The organism is Roseibium sp., assembly GCF_048260565.1.
Classification (GTDB): Bacteria; Pseudomonadota; Alphaproteobacteria; order Rhizobiales; family Stappiaceae; genus Roseibium.
On sequence record NZ_JBLXGP010000016.1, the window covers coordinates 63487 to 78557 of the forward strand.

15 protein-coding genes are annotated in these 15071 nt (G+C 60.9%); 14 read left to right on the forward strand and 1 reads right to left on the reverse strand.

Going from position 1 to position 15071, the window contains the following annotated elements; translation table 11 throughout:
- The first annotated feature begins 201 nt into the window (after positions 1-201).
- From ACN0SO_RS24250 to ACN0SO_RS24305, 12 genes are all read left to right on the forward strand, one after another.
- Positions 202-1518 carry a L,D-transpeptidase family protein gene (locus ACN0SO_RS24250; protein ID WP_417681979.1) on the forward strand — a complete coding sequence of 439 codons (1317 nt, stop codon included), beginning with the start codon at positions 202-204 and terminating at the stop codon, positions 1516-1518.
- Positions 1519-1598: 80 nt separating this feature from the next.
- Positions 1599-1799 (forward strand): DUF6898 family protein, encoded by a 201-nt coding sequence (locus ACN0SO_RS24255; RefSeq protein ID WP_417681981.1) that lies wholly within the window; start codon positions 1599-1601, stop codon positions 1797-1799.
- A gap of 201 nt (positions 1800-2000) precedes the next feature.
- Positions 2001-3308 carry a serine hydroxymethyltransferase gene (gene glyA, locus ACN0SO_RS24260; RefSeq protein ID WP_417681983.1) on the forward strand — a complete coding sequence of 436 codons (1308 nt, stop codon included), beginning with the start codon at positions 2001-2003 and terminating at the stop codon, positions 3306-3308.
- A gap of 43 nt (positions 3309-3351) precedes the next feature.
- Positions 3352-3828 carry a transcriptional regulator NrdR gene (gene nrdR / locus ACN0SO_RS24265; protein ID WP_346896014.1) on the forward strand — a complete coding sequence of 159 codons (477 nt, stop codon included), beginning with the start codon at positions 3352-3354 and terminating at the stop codon, positions 3826-3828.
- A 35-nt stretch (positions 3829-3863) separates the two neighbouring features.
- Positions 3864-4991, forward strand: coding sequence for a bifunctional diaminohydroxyphosphoribosylaminopyrimidine deaminase/5-amino-6-(5-phosphoribosylamino)uracil reductase RibD (ribD, locus tag ACN0SO_RS24270; RefSeq protein WP_417681985.1), 1128 nt, complete (start codon positions 3864-3866; stop codon positions 4989-4991).
- Positions 4992-5008: 17 nt separating this feature from the next.
- Complete coding sequence (locus ACN0SO_RS24275) at positions 5009-5620, forward strand: riboflavin synthase (protein WP_417681987.1); 612 nt, start codon at positions 5009-5011, stop codon at positions 5618-5620.
- 135 nt (positions 5621-5755) lie between these two features.
- On the forward strand, positions 5756-6205 hold the full coding sequence (gene ribH, locus ACN0SO_RS24280) for a 6,7-dimethyl-8-ribityllumazine synthase (RefSeq protein ID WP_417681989.1): 450 nt from the start codon (positions 5756-5758) through the stop codon (positions 6203-6205).
- A 3-nt stretch (positions 6206-6208) separates the two neighbouring features.
- Positions 6209-6739: a transcription antitermination factor NusB gene (nusB, locus tag ACN0SO_RS24285; RefSeq protein ID WP_417681990.1), complete on the forward strand. Its 531-nt coding sequence runs from the start codon at positions 6209-6211 to the stop codon at positions 6737-6739.
- A 2-nt stretch (positions 6740-6741) separates the two neighbouring features.
- Positions 6742-7737: a thiamine-phosphate kinase gene (gene thiL / locus ACN0SO_RS24290; protein WP_417681992.1), complete on the forward strand. Its 996-nt coding sequence runs from the start codon at positions 6742-6744 to the stop codon at positions 7735-7737.
- A gap of 229 nt (positions 7738-7966) precedes the next feature.
- Positions 7967-9352, forward strand: a complete 1386-nt coding sequence (locus ACN0SO_RS24295; RefSeq protein ID WP_417681994.1) for an MATE family efflux transporter — start codon at positions 7967-7969, stop codon at positions 9350-9352.
- Between the two features lie 179 nt (positions 9353-9531).
- Positions 9532-10761, forward strand: a complete 1230-nt coding sequence (locus ACN0SO_RS24300) for an MFS transporter (RefSeq protein ID WP_417681996.1) — start codon at positions 9532-9534, stop codon at positions 10759-10761.
- Positions 10762-10982: 221 nt separating this feature from the next.
- Entirely contained in the window at positions 10983-13127 is a 2145-nt protein-coding gene (locus ACN0SO_RS24305) for a sodium-translocating pyrophosphatase (RefSeq protein WP_417681998.1), read from the forward strand.
- Positions 13128-13198: 71 nt separating this feature from the next.
- Here the strand turns inward: ACN0SO_RS24305 and ACN0SO_RS24310 are convergent, their stop codons facing one another.
- Complete coding sequence (locus tag ACN0SO_RS24310) at positions 13199-13636, reverse strand: outer membrane protein assembly factor BamE (RefSeq protein ID WP_346896032.1); 438 nt, start codon at positions 13634-13636, stop codon at positions 13199-13201.
- A 162-nt stretch (positions 13637-13798) separates the two neighbouring features.
- Between ACN0SO_RS24310 and ACN0SO_RS24315 the strand changes: the two genes are divergently transcribed.
- Positions 13799-14377, forward strand: coding sequence for a ubiquinol-cytochrome C chaperone family protein (locus tag ACN0SO_RS24315; protein ID WP_417682000.1), 579 nt, complete (start codon positions 13799-13801; stop codon positions 14375-14377).
- Positions 14377-14946, forward strand: coding sequence for a YceD family protein (locus ACN0SO_RS24320; protein ID WP_417682002.1), 570 nt, complete (start codon positions 14377-14379; stop codon positions 14944-14946). The genes ACN0SO_RS24315 and ACN0SO_RS24320 overlap by 1 nt, the downstream gene beginning before the upstream one ends.
- Positions 14947-15071 lie beyond the last annotated feature (125 nt).

Genomic DNA, 15071 nt, shown 5'->3' on the forward strand with positions numbered 1-15071 from the left:
ATATATTTTCGACTTCGAAATGCGAATTCCGGAGTGCGCAGGCCTTTGATTGGGCCAAAACCTGTAATTTGTTAATCATAACGGCCATAAATTGGCCTTGGGTTTTGGCTAAGGCGCTGGTTCAGGTGTGGAATTACAGGATCCGGTCAGGGCTACAAGATAGACCGTATTTGAGATCACAGTGACGCAATGGGGTTGGTAATGACAGCATCCTTCGGGAACGCCGACGGTTTCATGTTAAAGGCGGTAAAGCGGCCGGTACAAGCCATAGGGCTTCTTGCCTTGTCGTTCGCCGCCTTCAATACGGCTGCCGTGGCGCAAAGCCCGCTTGATGCCGTTCGTCATCAAAGCCAGCCCGTGGAATGGCAGGACCGGTTCCAGGCCACCATGGAAAGCCTCAATTCCCTGGACAGCGCAGAGCCGACCCTGTCGCCGGAAACGGCGGACTATATCGCAATGGCGATCGATCGTTATTCCCGCATCGTCCAGCAGGGCGGGTGGGGCCGCGTGTCCAGCGGCAAGGCCCTTCGGATCGGTGCGCGGGATGCGCGGGTCGTTGAACTTCGCCGCCGCCTGATCGCTTCTGACGATCTGGAACAGAAGGCCGGCATGTCGGACACCTTCGATTCCTATGTGGATGCCGCCTTGCGCCGGTTCCAGCTGCGTCATGGCCTGTTGGCCGACGGCGTTCTGGGTGAATCCACCATCGTCGCGCTCAATGTTCCAGCGGATGTGCGCCTGCGCCAGCTTGAAACCAATCTGGTGCGTCTGCGTTCCATGTCGGGCTTTCTTGGCGACCGCTACGTGATGGTCAACATTCCTGCTGCCGAAATCGAAGCGGTGGAAAACGGTCGCGTCCGTTCGCGCCATACCGCGGTCGTCGGCAAGATCGACCGGCAGACGCCGATCCTGAACAGCGAAATCTACGAGCTCAACTTCAATCCGTATTGGACCGTTCCGGTTTCCATCATCCGCAAGGACCTGATCCCGAAGATGAAGGAAGACCCGGAATATCTGGCCCGGAACAAGATCCGCATCTTCGACTGGAAAGACAATGAGCTGGCCTGGCAGCAGATCGACTGGAACACGGAGGAAGCGACCCAGTACCAGTTCCGTCAGGAACCGGGTGCGGAAAACTCGCTTGGCCATGTCCGGATCAACTTCCACAACAAGTATCAGGTCTATCTTCACGATACGCCGTCGAAGACCCTTTTCGGTTCTGACTACCGCTTCCATTCCTCCGGCTGTGTCCGCGTTCAGAACGTGCGCGAACTCGTGACCTGGCTGTTGCAGTCGACCACGCCGGACTGGAACCGGTCCAAGGTCGATCAGGTCATCCGGGTCGGTGAACGCGAAGACGTGAAGCTGAAGAGTAAGATCCCGCTTTACCTGACCTACATCACGGCCTGGGCCAACGCGCAAGGTGTGGTGAATTTTCGCGAGGATATCTACAATCGCGACGACCTCTACGGTACGACAGGTACGGCTGCCGGCACCGATGCGCAGGCGCGCCTCTGATAAACCGCCACTTCATTTCCACTTGCTTGGCTGGGCAGACAGTGGCCTTTTGAGGTCACACTGTCAGCGGAGAGACGCAGATGAGTCGCGGTACGCCGCCTTCCGGCGAGATCTATCTTGAAATCCAGCAGATAGGACGGCAGGTCAAGATGACCGCCATTCATGCGGATACAGGGGTCGAGGTCGTGGTTTTCGGTCCGATTACCGTCTCTCAGGAAGATTTGAAGCGTGTGGCCGTGCGCAAGCTGCAAAGGCGCCTGGAGCAGGAAAGCGGCGCATGACACCAGACTGAGCGCAAATTTCTGTTGTTGGGCAGGCCCGGTGTCAGTTTTGTGAAATTTGGCGTCGCTGTAGCCCTTGGTTCGCGCCTGTCGCTATGCTAGGTCCACGCCTGCACGGGACGTGCGGCCGCAGGGCGGACGAACGGACCGGGGCCGGAGAGAGATCCGGCAATCAGAATTCTACCAGAAAAGGATGGTGCGATGTCCTTGACAGATTCCGCGGCCGGCCAAGCTTCCCACTCGGCATTCTTTACCCGCAGCCTTGCAGAGACCGACCCGGATATTTTCGGCGCCATCGAAAATGAGCTCGGACGGCAGAGGCACGAAATCGAGCTGATCGCTTCGGAGAACATCGTTTCCCGTGCGGTCCTGGAAGCCCAGGGCTCGATCATGACCAACAAGTATGCCGAGGGCTATCCGGGCAAGCGCTACTACGGCGGCTGCCAGTTCGTGGACGTGGCCGAAACGCTGGCCATCGAGCGCGCCAAGCAGCTGTTCGACTGCAACTTCGCCAACGTCCAGCCGAACTCCGGCAGCCAGATGAACCAGGCGGTGTTCCTGGCGCTGCTGCAGCCGGGCGACACCTTCATGGGTCTCGACCTCAATTCCGGCGGGCACCTGACCCACGGCTCTCCGGTCAACATGTCCGGCAAGTGGTTCAACGTGGTCTCCTACGGCGTGCGTAAGGAAGATCACCTGCTCGACATGGACGAAATCGAGCGGAGTGCGCATGAGCACAAACCCAAGCTGATTCTGGCCGGTGGAACCGCCTATTCGCGGATCTGGGACTGGAAGCGATTCCGGGAAATCGCCGATTCCATCGGCGCCTACCTGATGGTCGACATGGCGCATATCGCGGGTCTGGTGGCCGGTGGCGTGCATCCGTCGCCGATCCCGCATGCCCATGTGGTCACCACCACGACCCACAAATCCCTGCGCGGTCCACGCGGCGGCATGATCCTGTCCAATGACGAGGACATCGCCAAGAAGATCAATTCGGCGGTTTTCCCCGGTCTTCAGGGCGGACCGCTGATGCATGTGATCGCCGCGAAGGCGGTGGCTTTCGGCGAAGCGCTGCAGCCGGAATTCAAGGCCTATGCGAAGAGCGTAGTCGACAACGCCAAGGCACTGGCTGCGACCCTGCAGGAGCAGGGCCTCGATATTGTCTCCGGCGGAACGGACAACCATCTGATGCTGGTTGATTTGCGCCCGAAGAACGCCACCGGCAAGAAGGCGGAAGCCTCGCTCGGCCGGGCGAACATCACCTGTAACAAGAACGGTATTCCGTTCGATCCGGAAAAGCCTTTCGTGACCTCCGGTGTCCGTCTGGGTACGCCGGCCGGCACCACCCGCGGTTTCGGCGTTGCCGAGTTCCGCGAGATCGGCATGCTGATCACCGAAGTGCTCGACGGCCTGAAGGCGGCGAACAGTGAAGAGGGCAACGCGGCGGTGGAAGCGGCGGTCAAGGCGAAAGTCGAGGCTCTGACGGCCCGGTTCCCGATTTACTGAGGCTATCTTGAGGGCCGGTTGAACCGGCAGGGAGCTTTCGAAGATGCGGTGTCCCTATTGCGGGGGTGACGAAACCCAGGTCAAGGATTCCCGCCCGACCGAGGACAACACGGCCATTCGCCGGCGCCGGGTGTGCAACACCTGCGCCGGCCGCTTTACCACGTTCGAGCGGGTGCAGCTGCGCGAACTCATGGTCCTGAAACGGTCCGGCCGGCGGGTCCCCTTCGACCGGGAAAAGCTGATGCGCTCGGTGCAGATCGCGGTGCGCAAGCGTCCGGTCGAGCCGGAGCGGATCGAGCGCATGGTGAGCGGCATCGTCCGGCAACTGGAGAGCTCCGGGGAAAGCGACATCACCGCGGAAACGATCGGAAATCACGTCATGGAAGGCCTCAAGGGCATCGATGACGTGGCCTACGTCCGTTTCGCTTCCGTCTACAAGAACTTCCGCGAGGCCAAGGACTTCGAGGCGCTTCTGGACGAATTGAGCGGTCCGGAGCAGCAGATGCTCGACGAGAGCTGATTTCCGGCGGCAACGAAAGCAAAGCAGTCCGTTTCATGCCATCGGCCACCGACCTCGACCTCAGATACATGGCTGCCGCCCAGCGTTATGCGCGCCGGGGATTGGGTGTGGTCTGGCCTAACCCACCGGTTGCGGCCCTGATCGTTGCGGAAAACGAGGACGGCGTGCCGGTTCTCGTCGGCCGGGGACGGACCTCGAAGCCGGGCGGGCCTCATGCGGAGGTCAACGCGCTCGGAAGCGCTGGCGACAAGGCGCGTGGAGCGACCTGTTACGTGACACTGGAGCCGTGCTCGCATTACGGCCGAACTCCTCCTTGTTCCCTGGCGCTTGTCGAGGCCGGCATCAAACGGGTCGTCATCGGCATGCTCGATCCGAACCCGCGTGTGGCCGGACGTGGGGTCCGGATGCTGCAGGAAGCGGGTATAGAGGTCGTCGTCGGGGTCCACGAGGAAGCCTGCCGGCGCCTTTATCACGGCTTCACCCTGCGCATTACGAGTCACCGGCCGCATGTGTTCCTGAAACTCGCCGTATCGCGCGATGGCTTTATCGGCCGGGAAGGGGCGGGACAGGTCCGTATTTCCGGCGCGCTGTCCATGCGCATGGTCCACGGTTACCGGGCGACCTATGATGCGATCCTGGTGGGGATCGGCACGGCACTCGCCGACGATCCGCAACTGACCTGCCGGTTGCCGGGCATGGCAGAGCGCTCTCCGGTCCGGGTGATCGTCGATGCCAGGGCCCAATTGCCGCTCAAGTCGAAACTGGTCCGGACCGCCGCCGATGTGCCGGTCTGGCTGGTCTGCGGCAATGACGCTGATCCGGAGCGCCTGAAAGAGCTTTCCGATGCCGGCGTGCTGGTGATCCGTGTTCCGACCGATGACGGCCGCATCCATCCGTCGGTTGTTGTCAGTGCCTTGAGTGCCCGCGGCGTCACCCGGCTGATGGTGGAAGGCGGGTCGCGGATCGCGAATGCGTTCCTGGATGCGGATCTTGTCGATGACCTGTGCGTCGTGACCGGCGCGGTGGACGTCGGCGAAGGCGGCATACCAGCGCTCTCCGGCCGGGATCTTGAAACGGTCCTCAAAGATCCCAGGTTCGCACGGGTCGGTGCCGGTTATCTGGAAGACGACCGATATATCTATCTGAGCAGGCGGGATGCCTGAAAGACGGGAAGCCTGACATGTTTACTGGAATCGTTACCGATCTCGGCGAGATCCTGAGCGTCACCAAGATCCCGGCCGGCATCCGGACCCGGATTCGCACGGCCTATGATCCCGACGGCATCGACATCGGCGCCTCCATCGCTTGCGGCGGGCCCTGCCATACGGTGACGGCCAAGGGGACGGATGGACAAGGCAACTGGTTCGAGGTGGAGTCGGCGTCCGAAACACTGGCGCTGACCACGGCATCGGACTGGGCGGCAGGCATGATGCTCAATCTGGAGCGGTCGCTTGCCATCGGAGACGAACTCGGTGGCCACCTTGTCCTCGGTCACGTCGACGGGCGGGCAAGGATCGTCAAGCGGGAAGATCATGACGACTCGGTCTATTTCCAGTTCGAGGCGCCGGAGGAATTCGCTCCCTTCATCGCCAGGAAAGGCTCCGTCGCGCTGGACGGCACGTCACTTACGGTCAACGAGGTCGAGGGCCGCCTGTTTTCGGTTTTCCTGATTCCGCACACGCTCGCCGTCACCACATGGAGCGAGCGGAAGGAGGGCGATTTCGTCAATCTGGAAGTCGACATGATGGCGCGATATGCTGCGCGTCTTGCGGAATACGCCAGGCCGTCATAACAGCGCCGCAAATTCTTATGTAACGGTATCTTCGATATGTCCCGGCCATGCAGTGTTTCATCGGCATATCAGGGGTAGACAAATCGGGACAGACATGGTTCCTGTCGCGGCCCTCAAGACAAGAAGAATGGATCCATGAGCTCAGACCCTAAGCTGCTGATTATCGAAGCCCGTTTCTACGGGGAAATCGCGGACGCACTCGTTGAAGGTGCGATCAAGGCGATCGAGACCGCCGGCGGCGAATACGAGCGGATCTCCGTACCGGGCGTTCTGGAAATTCCGGCAGCTCTTTCCATGGTGCTGACGGCAATGGAAAACGAGGGACCGCTTTATGACGGCTTTGTGCTCCTCGGCTGCGTCATTCGCGGCGAGACCTCCCATTACGACATTGTCGCCAACGAATCCGCGCGGGTGATCATGGACCTGACTGTCGATGCGGACCTTGCCGTCGGTAACGGTATCCTGACCGTAGAAAACGCCGAACAGGCCTGGGCTCGGGCGAAGGTGGACCAGAAGAACAAGGGCGGAACGGCGGCGGAGGCTGCGCTTGCGATGATCGCCCTGCGCGAAAGGCTTGGAGTTTAACCGATGACCGACAAGGTCGATCAACCGAAGCCGCAATCGACTGCCAAGACGAGCCGTCCCGCGAACAAGCGTGGTGCGGCGCGTCTGGGTGCTGTGCAGGCTCTCTACCAGATGGACGTCGGCGAAGTGTCGCTGGCCGATGTGATCAGCGAATTCACGACATTTCGTCTGGGCAAGGAGCTTGACGGCGAACAGTACCGTGAAGCGGACGAACAGTGGTTCACGGACATCGTCAAGGGTGTGGTCGAGGACCAGAAATTCCTGGATCCGTTCATTCATACCGCACTTGTGGAAGACTGGCCGCTGAAACGGATCGACAGCCTGCTCAGAGCGATCCTGCGCTGTGGTTCCTACGAGCTGCTGCGGCGCAAGGACGTGCCTGCGCGTGTCATCATTTCCGAATATATCGATGTGGCGAAGGCCTTCTTCGAGGACGACGAGCCCGGACTGGTGAATGGTGTTCTCGACCGGCTGGCACATGATCTTCGCAAGGCCGAATTCGACGCGCCGAAGGCCGGCGAAAGCGAGGCCTGAGCATGGCCGGTGACCGGCCGCATGAATTCGAGCTGATCAAGCGCTTCTTCGCGCCGCTTGCCACAGATTCCGGAAGTCTCGGTCTTGCCGATGACGCCGCAGTCTTCACGCCCCGGCCGGGATATGACCTGGTTCTGACGAAGGACATGCTCGCTGCCGACGTGCATTTTTTCGCAAGCGATCCGCCGGACGCGATCGCACGGAAGGCGCTACGGGTCAATCTCTCCGATCTTGCTGCAAAGGGTGCCCGACCGAGAGGTTACCTGCTCGGTCTCGGGCTTGCCGTCGACTGGACCGCGGACTGGCTGGAACGGTTCTGCGCAGGTCTCGCGGCAGATCAAGCCGCCTTTGGCCTGGTGCTTTGGGGCGGCGACACGATCAAGTCAGGCGATGGTCTGCAGATATCGGTCACGGCGATCGGCGAAGTGCCGCAGGCAAGCGCGGTTCGGCGCAATGGCGCGCGGGCAGGGGATATACTTTATGTGTCCGGCACCATCGGCGACGGCGCGGCGGGTCTGAAAGCGCGTCTCGACAGCGGATTTGCTGGCCGATACGGCCTGAACGACTATGACCTGGCGCACATCCTCGACCGCTATCTGCTGCCGCGTCCGCGGGTGGATCTGGCAGGCGCGTTGAGTGACCATGCCCATGCAGCGATGGATGTTTCCGACGGACTCTTCGCCGATGCGCAGCACATTGCCGACGCATCCGCGGTCGACCTGAGGATCGATCTCGACCTCGTGCCGGTATCATCGGCGCTGGCAAAGATCCGGGACGTAAGCCCCGGGGATTTCACCGGGTTGCTCGGCGGCGGCGATGATTACGAGATCCTGGCATGCGTTCCAGAAGTTTCGGCAGCCGCTTTCGAGGTTGGCGCGAAGGCGGCCGACTGTCCTGTGACCCGGATCGGCGAAGTCAGGAACGGCGGCGGCAAAGTCGAACTGGAAAGCGGCGGTTCGCCGGTCCGATCCTCGTCTGCCGGGTTCCGGCATTTTTGAGCATCTGCTTGCAGGTTATGGCGTTTGATTGCGGCAAGCGGCTTGCCAATGAAACCGCGCGTCTGATATTCGAAAACGGTGGTTACAGGCACCGGCCGCTCGCAAGTCCGAGGTAAAGCCTGTTTCAGAACGACATCCCCGAAACCTTTCGTTCCTACGGGGCAATGCGGGCACCCTCAGATCCCGGCGATGCCTGGATCTCCAGGAATGTGAGACAGAGGATTTCGGCATGTCGTCCGACGCCGCAAACCGGAACGCGTTCACCCATGGACCGCTTGGCGCCATTTACGCCAAGACGGCCCTTCCCATCATCTTCGTCATGAGCATGAACGGCCTTCAGGCCGTGATCGACGCCGTCTTTCTCGGCGTTTTCGTCGGGCCGGAGGCGCTCGGGGCGGTGACCCTGATGTTTCCCTTCTTCATGATCATCATTGCGCTCGCAACCCTCGTCGGCAGCGGAATGTCGAGCATTCTCTCCCGCAGGCTCGGGGCCGGCCATTTCGATGAGGCGAGGTCGGTTTTCGCAGGAGCCCATGGGCTCGCCCTCGCAGTGTCGTGCTGCCTGATCGTGCTGTTCCTGGTTTTCGGAGGGGCGGTGACGCGGCTTGCCGCCGACGGGTCGCCGGTTCTGGAACATCTTGGATATGTCTATCTGCGGATCCTGGTGCTGTCGTCACCGGTTTTCTTCGTGATGGCGGTCAATGTCGATGCGCTGCGTATTGAGGGACGCACCGGCTTCATGGCTGCCATGAGTCTGCTCATCTCGCTGGCCAATATCGGCTTCACCTACGTGCTGATCGTTGTCATGGAGATGGGTGTCGCAGGCTCTGCTTACGGCACGGCTCTGGCGCAGGCCCTGGCCCTGTCGATCATTGTCGTCTTTCGCGTATTGGGACGGACGCAGCTGAGGCCGGGCGCGTTGCTGCACCATAGTCCTTTGATGGGCTGGCAGCGGATTCTGGCGCTTGGCGCACCGCAAAGCCTGAATTTCATGGGTATTGCCCTGGTTTCCGCCTCGATCATCGCCGCGCTGCAGCTGAGCGGCGGTGGCAGCTATCAGGCGACGGTGTCGGCCTATGGCATCATCACGCGGATCATGACCTTCGTCTTCCTGCCGCTTCTGGGACTTTCCCAGGCATTGCAGGCGATCGTGGGCAACAATTACGGCGCTGAGGCCTGGACGCGCTCCAATAGCAGTCTTCGCCTGGGGCTGATGATCGCGTTTGTATACTGCATCGCAGCGGAATGCGCGCTCGTCCTTTTTGCCGAACCGATCGGCTTTGCCTTTGTCGATGATCGGCAGGTGGTCAGTGAAGTGGTGCGGATCCTGCCGGTGATGACGGCGATGTATTTCATCTCGGGCCCGTTGGTCATGATCGCCATGTATTTCCAGTCCATCGGCGATGCGGGACGGGCAGCGGTGCTGGGGCTGGCCAAGCCCTATGCCTTCGTCATACCCATGATCTTTCTGCTTCCGCTTGCGTTCGGCGAACAGGGGATCTGGATCGCCACGCCCGTCGCCGAACTCTTGCTTCTCGGGCTGACGACGGTCGTTCTCATCGCAACGGCACGGAGGCGGAACCTGAGATGGGGGCTGTTCGTCCCTGTCACATGAAGGGAAAGGCAGGTTTGCGCCCGGCCGCATGGTGTCTGGATGTCGCGGCCGGGATGTTTTCGGCTCGCCAAATAATGCTTCTAGTTGCGGGGCCTTGAAATTAGGGGCTGTCAAACCGGGCGCGCTCGTGTAGGCATGTCAGCTCTCTGAAAATGACGTTCGTACTCTCAGGAACAGACATGTCTGCCACTGCCGCCGCCGCTTCCCATGGTTTCATCGATGACCGGCTTGCCAAGCGCAATGCCCTCTTGCTCGCCTTCGCCCAGGCGCTGGGAGGCGCATCCGCCTCCATCGTGATCGCCACCGGGTCGCTGATCGGCAGCAGTCTTCTGGGCAGCGACAAGTCGCTGGCAACCGTGCCGGTCTCCGCCTTCGTTCTTGGAACGGCCATCGGAACCCTGCCCGCAGGGGCCATCATGCGTCGCTTCGGGCGGCGGGCCGGCTTCATGGGGGCCTCTGCATTCGGTATCTTCGCGGCCCTGCTTGCGTCGTTCGCGGTATTCCGGGGCAATTTCCCGCTGTTCATCGTCGCCTGTGGCGGCAGCGGGTTTGTCGGCGCCTTCGTCCAGCAATTCCGCTTCGCCGCGGCCGATACGGCCAGCGACGCGTTCAAGCCGAAGGCGATTTCCTGGGTGCTGGCCGGGGGCGTCCTTGCAGGCGTCGTCGGTCCGCAGACGGTGATCGCCACCAAGGACCTGTTCTCGCCGATCCTCTTTGCCGGCACCTATCTGGCGCAGGCCGGGCTTTCCCTTGTCGCCTTGGTCTTGGTCGCCTTTATCAAGATCCCGACGCCGGTGAGGGCGCCGGGTGGGACACACGGCGGGCGGCCGATCCGAACGATCATGGCGCAGCCCCGCTTCATCGTGGCCGCCGCATGCGGCATCTGCTCCTATGCCCTGATGAGCCTTGTCATGACGGCAACGCCGCTTGCGATGATCGGTTGCGGCCTGTCGTCAACCGACGCGGCGCTCGGCATTCAGTGGCACGTGCTTGCCATGTTCGGCCCGAGCTTCTTTACCGGCAACCTTATTGCCCGTTTCGGCAAGGAACGGATCGTGAGCATCGGTCTGGCCCTGCTGGGCGGCTGTGCCATCATCGCGCTCATGGGCGTGGAGCTTGTTCATTTCTGGAGCGCGCTCATCCTGCTCGGTCTCGGCTGGAACTTCGGTTTCATCGGCGCTACCGCCATGCTGACGGATACTTACCGTTCCGAGGAACGCAACATGGTGCAGGCGACCAATGATTTTCTGGTCTTCGGATGTGTGGCCTTTGCGTCCTTTTCTTCCGGTGCGCTGCTGAACCATTTCGGTTGGGCAACCGTGAACTGGCTGGTCTTCCCCTTCGTCGTCCTGTGTGCCGTGCTCCTCGGCTGGCTGGTCTTCCACGAGAAGAAGCATGTTGCGGTCTGACAACCGGATCAGAAAAGTCAAAATAAATTCCGACGAAATTGCTGCAGTGCACCGTATTCTGCCCTAAAGGCAAGTGTGTGTAATCCCTAAGAGTAACTTGACGGCTGTTGCCGATCTGTTGCTATCGTGTGGACCATTGACGCGCCGCATCCATGTGGCGCTGTTTTGGGCTGGCCGAAAAACAAAAAGACAAACGGCCTGCTGCACAATTGGGAGGAATTATGAACGAGATAATGATCGTTATCATCGTCTGTGGTCTGCTGTCATTGGCATACGGGGCCTGGGCGATCCAATCCGTGATGGCAGCGGATGCCGGCACGGAACGCATGCGGGAGATTGCCGGGGCAATCCAGGAAGGGGCGCAGGCCTATCTCACCCGCCAGTACACAACAATTGCCATCGTGGGAGCCGTGGTCTTCGTTATTGCCTGGCTGTTGCTGTCCGCAGCGGCGGCCTTTGGCTTCCTGATTGGCGCGGTGCTCTCCGGGGCTGCGGGTTTCATCGGCATGATGGTATCCGTGCGCGCCAATGTGCGGACCGCGCAGGCGGCAAGCCAGAGCCTGGGGGCGGGGCTTGAGATCGCGTTCAAGTCCGGCGCCGTGACCGGTCTTCTCGTCGCCGGCCTCGCACTGCTCGGTGTCGCGGTCTATTTCGTGATCCTGACAGGACCGATGGGCCATGCGCCGACGGACCGTGCGGTGATCGACGCCCTCGTTGCCCTCGGCTTCGGGGCTTCGCTCATATCGATCTTCGCCCGTCTCGGCGGCGGCATCTTCACCAAGGGGGCGGACGTCGGCGGTGATCTGGTCGGCAAGGTCGAAGCCGGTATTCCCGAAGACGATCCGCGCAATCCGGCGACGATTGCCGATAACGTGGGCGACAATGTCGGGGACTGCGCCGGCATGGCGGCCGACCTGTTCGAAACCTACGCGGTGACCGTGGTCGCCACCATGGTTCTGGCGTCGATCTTCTTCACCGGTGGTGCGGCTATCGATCTGATGCTGCTGCCGATGGTGATCGGCGCGAGTTGCGTGGTGACATCCATCATCGGCACCTTCTTCGTGAAGCTCGGCTCGAACAACTCCATCATGGGGGCGCTTTACAAGGGTTTCATCGCGACGGCAGTCCTGTCCGCGGTCGCGCTGTTTATTATCACCTTCTTCTGGCTCGGCTTCGACACGAGTTATGAGACATCGGGCGGCACGGTCTTCACCGCGCGGCACCTGTTCTACTGCGGTCTTGTCGGTCTGATCGTGACCGGTCTGATCATCTGGGTAACGGAATATTACACGGGCACCAATTTCCGCCCTGTAAAGTCCATCGCCCAGGCATCGGTGACCGGACACGGCACCAACGTGATCCAGGGGCTGGCGATCTCGCTTGAGGCAACGGCGCTTCCGGCACTGATCATCATTGCCGGTATTCTGGTCGCGCACGCGCTGGCAGGTCTGTTCGGCATTGCGATCGCCGTGTCCACGATGCTGGCGCTGGCCGGCATGGTCGTCGCGCTCGATGCCTTCGGACCGGTGACCGACAACGCCGGCGGTATCGCCGAAATGGCGGACCTTCCTGCAGAAGTCCGGTCCACGACGGATGCGCTTGATGCGGTCGGCAACACCACCAAGGCCGTGACCAAGGGCTATGCCATCGGTTCCGCCGGTCTCGGTGCGCTGGTGCTGTTTGCTGCCTATACGGAAGACCTGAAGTTCTTCTCGTCTACGGCAGGGGAAGGTTCGGTCTTCTACGGTATCAACGTTGAAACGCTGTTCAACCTCTCCAACCCTTACGTGGTTGCGGGGCTGCTCTTCGGCGGCCTGCTGCCTTATCTCTTCGGCGGTATTTCCATGACGGCCGTTGGCCGGGCGGCGGGATCCGTGGTCGAGGAGGTTCGGCGTCAGTTCAAGGAAAAGCCGGGCATCATGCAGGGCACGGAGCGTCCTGACTACGGCCGGGCGGTCGACATGCTGACACGGGCGGCGATCAAGGAAATGATCATTCCGTCCCTGTTGCCGGTTCTGTCGCCGATCGTCGTGTTCTTCGTGGTGCGCGCCGTGGCGACGCCGGCCGATGCCTTCGCGGCGGTTGGCGCCATGTTGCTCGGCGTGATCGTGACCGGCCTGTTCGTGGCAATCTCCATGACCGCCGGTGGCGGGGCCTGGGATAATGCCAAGAAGTCCTTCGAGGACGGCTTCATCGACAAGGACGGCGTCAAGCACGAAAAGGGGTCAGAGGCCCACAAGGCTTCGGTGACCGGCGATACTGTCGGCGATCCTTACAAGGATACGGCCGGTCCGGCGGTCAACCCGATGATCAAGATCACCAACATCGTGGCGCTGCTGCTGCTCGCGGTGCTGGCGCATCACTGATCAGGTCATCCAAGGCAAAACAGAAAGCCCCGCCGGTTGGCGGGGCTTTTTTGTTCCGGATGGAAGAGGGCCTAGAGACCGAGACTCGGGTTCGTGGCGCCCTTCAGGATCTGGCTGAGGAAGCCGTAATCCGTGCCGCCGGTGCGGGTCTTGCGGGTGATCAGGTCGATGATCTTGCCGTCCTGGAGGCCGTAATTCGCGATATCCCGGACATAGCCGTCCTTGTCGAAATAGACGGCTACGACCCGCTGTTCGACGATGTCAGGCGCCATGAAGGCCGTGGTTTCGGTGACCTGGGAGATATAGTAATAGGCGTCGCCGTTCAGGCTGGACGTGGTCGAGGGCGATCCCAGCACCAGTTCCACCTGCTCCTTGCTGGATCCGACCTGCACCTGGTTCAGCATGTCGGAGTTCACGACATGGCCGTGGGTATAGGAGGTCGTGAAACAGCCGCCCAGCGGCAGGCTGATCAGAAGCGGAATAATCAGGGCATGGGCCTTTATCGTCATACTCGTCTCTTGTCTTCCTGTAGGCCGGTCCGTTTTCCCGACGCGGCAAGCCTTGCGGTGCTTTCTTCAATTTCGTTTCTTGGCAAAGTCCCTATCGTGGGATAGGGCACATGGCAATACAAGTTTGTGTCCAATCGATTTGAACGGGATCCGGAGACCACCATGATTTTCGGCCTTTTTCGCCGGCGTCCGCGCGAAGGCGAGCACAAGACCTATGACGAGATCGTGGCTCAAGCGCGGCAGCCGGTGTTTTATACCGATTACCGTGTGCCCGATACGCTGGATGGACGGTTTGACCTGATAGTTGCCCATGCAGTTGTATTGTTTCAAAGACTTGCGGGCGAAAACAAGACGGTTTCCGAGTTCTCGCAAAACGTATTCGACCTGTTCTTCCATGATATGGATGCGAGCCTGCGCGAGATGGGGGTGACCGATACCCGGGTTCCAAAGAAGGTCAAGGCGATGGGGGAGGCGTTCTACGGCCGGGCGGATGCCTATGCGCCCTGTCTGTCGAATGATGATGTCGACGGCCTTTCCCAAGCGCTCAGCCGCAATATTTATACCGATGCGCCGGATCCGGTCGCGGAACGTGCGCTGGCGCATTATATGTTGGCGGCCGCAAAGGCGCTCGCTGCCCAGGACACGGCCGAGCTGATGACGGGCAAGCTGGACTGGCCGGTTCCGGCTGCCTTTGCGCCTGACGAAGAACTGGCGCCCGGCCGAAATGACGGACAAGATTGATGACAGGCGATAAATTTCCTTTTTCCCACAAGGTGAATGCAGAGCGTTTGGGCGACCGGGAGGAGACGGTCGTGATCGAGCCCGACACGGCGGCGCTGAAGCGGATTGCGGAGGCAAACGGCTGTGTGGATATCGGCAGGCTTTGCGCGGAACTGACTCTGAAACCCTGGCGCAAGGCGGGCGTTCGTGTGGTCGGCAAGCTCGAGGCATCCATTACACAACAGTGCGTGGTCACATTGGAACCGTTCGAGCAGGAACTTTCGGAAGACATCGATCGGACGTTCGAGCCCGTATCCAGCCGCCCGCGCCGCCCGCGCGATCTGAATGAGGAGGGTGAGATCGAAATCGAGCTCGAAACGCTCGATCCGCCGGATGTGATGGTGGATGGCGTGATCGATCTGGGAGCGCTGGTTTGCGAACAACTGGCGTTGAGCATCGATCCGTTTCCGCGCAAGCCGGGGGCCGTGTTCGAACGGGATGAGGAAACTGACAGCAGCGAGTTGGAAGACAAGCCGTCTCCGTTCGCGGCGCTCGCAAAACTCAAGCAGGACCCGGAGCAGTCCTCGTAAATTAACGGTTGTCACGCGGTTGGAAACGGTTATGTTCGCGTGCGTTTGATTGCCCTGCCGACCTTGCGGCAGGGAGAAACGGGCGATGGCTTTCTCAAAGCCCTGCCTGGAGAGAGCTTCAAAAG

Coding starts and splice junctions, on each gene's coding strand:
- ACN0SO_RS24255 (WP_417681981.1), top strand. CDS start 1,599: ATGAGTCGCGGTACGCCGCCTTCCGGCGAGATCTATCTTGAAATCCAG.
- ribH (WP_417681989.1), top strand. CDS start 5,756: ATGAGCTCAGACCCTAAGCTGCTGATTATCGAAGCCCGTTTCTACGGG.
- nrdR (WP_346896014.1), top strand. CDS start 3,352: ATGCGGTGTCCCTATTGCGGGGGTGACGAAACCCAGGTCAAGGATTCC.
- ACN0SO_RS24305 (WP_417681998.1), top strand. CDS start 10,983: ATGAACGAGATAATGATCGTTATCATCGTCTGTGGTCTGCTGTCATTG.
- ribD (WP_417681985.1), top strand. CDS start 3,864: ATGCCATCGGCCACCGACCTCGACCTCAGATACATGGCTGCCGCCCAG.
- ACN0SO_RS24320 (WP_417682002.1), top strand. CDS start 14,377: ATGACAGGCGATAAATTTCCTTTTTCCCACAAGGTGAATGCAGAGCGT.
- ACN0SO_RS24250 (WP_417681979.1), top strand. CDS start 202: ATGACAGCATCCTTCGGGAACGCCGACGGTTTCATGTTAAAGGCGGTA.
- ACN0SO_RS24300 (WP_417681996.1), top strand. CDS start 9,532: ATGTCTGCCACTGCCGCCGCCGCTTCCCATGGTTTCATCGATGACCGG.
- ACN0SO_RS24310 (WP_346896032.1), bottom strand. CDS start 13,636: ATGACGATAAAGGCCCATGCCCTGATTATTCCGCTTCTGATCAGCCTG.
- ACN0SO_RS24275 (WP_417681987.1), top strand. CDS start 5,009: ATGTTTACTGGAATCGTTACCGATCTCGGCGAGATCCTGAGCGTCACC.
- thiL (WP_417681992.1), top strand. CDS start 6,742: ATGGCCGGTGACCGGCCGCATGAATTCGAGCTGATCAAGCGCTTCTTC.
- ACN0SO_RS24295 (WP_417681994.1), top strand. CDS start 7,967: ATGTCGTCCGACGCCGCAAACCGGAACGCGTTCACCCATGGACCGCTT.
- nusB (WP_417681990.1), top strand. CDS start 6,209: ATGACCGACAAGGTCGATCAACCGAAGCCGCAATCGACTGCCAAGACG.
- ACN0SO_RS24315 (WP_417682000.1), top strand. CDS start 13,799: ATGATTTTCGGCCTTTTTCGCCGGCGTCCGCGCGAAGGCGAGCACAAG.
- glyA (WP_417681983.1), top strand. CDS start 2,001: ATGTCCTTGACAGATTCCGCGGCCGGCCAAGCTTCCCACTCGGCATTC.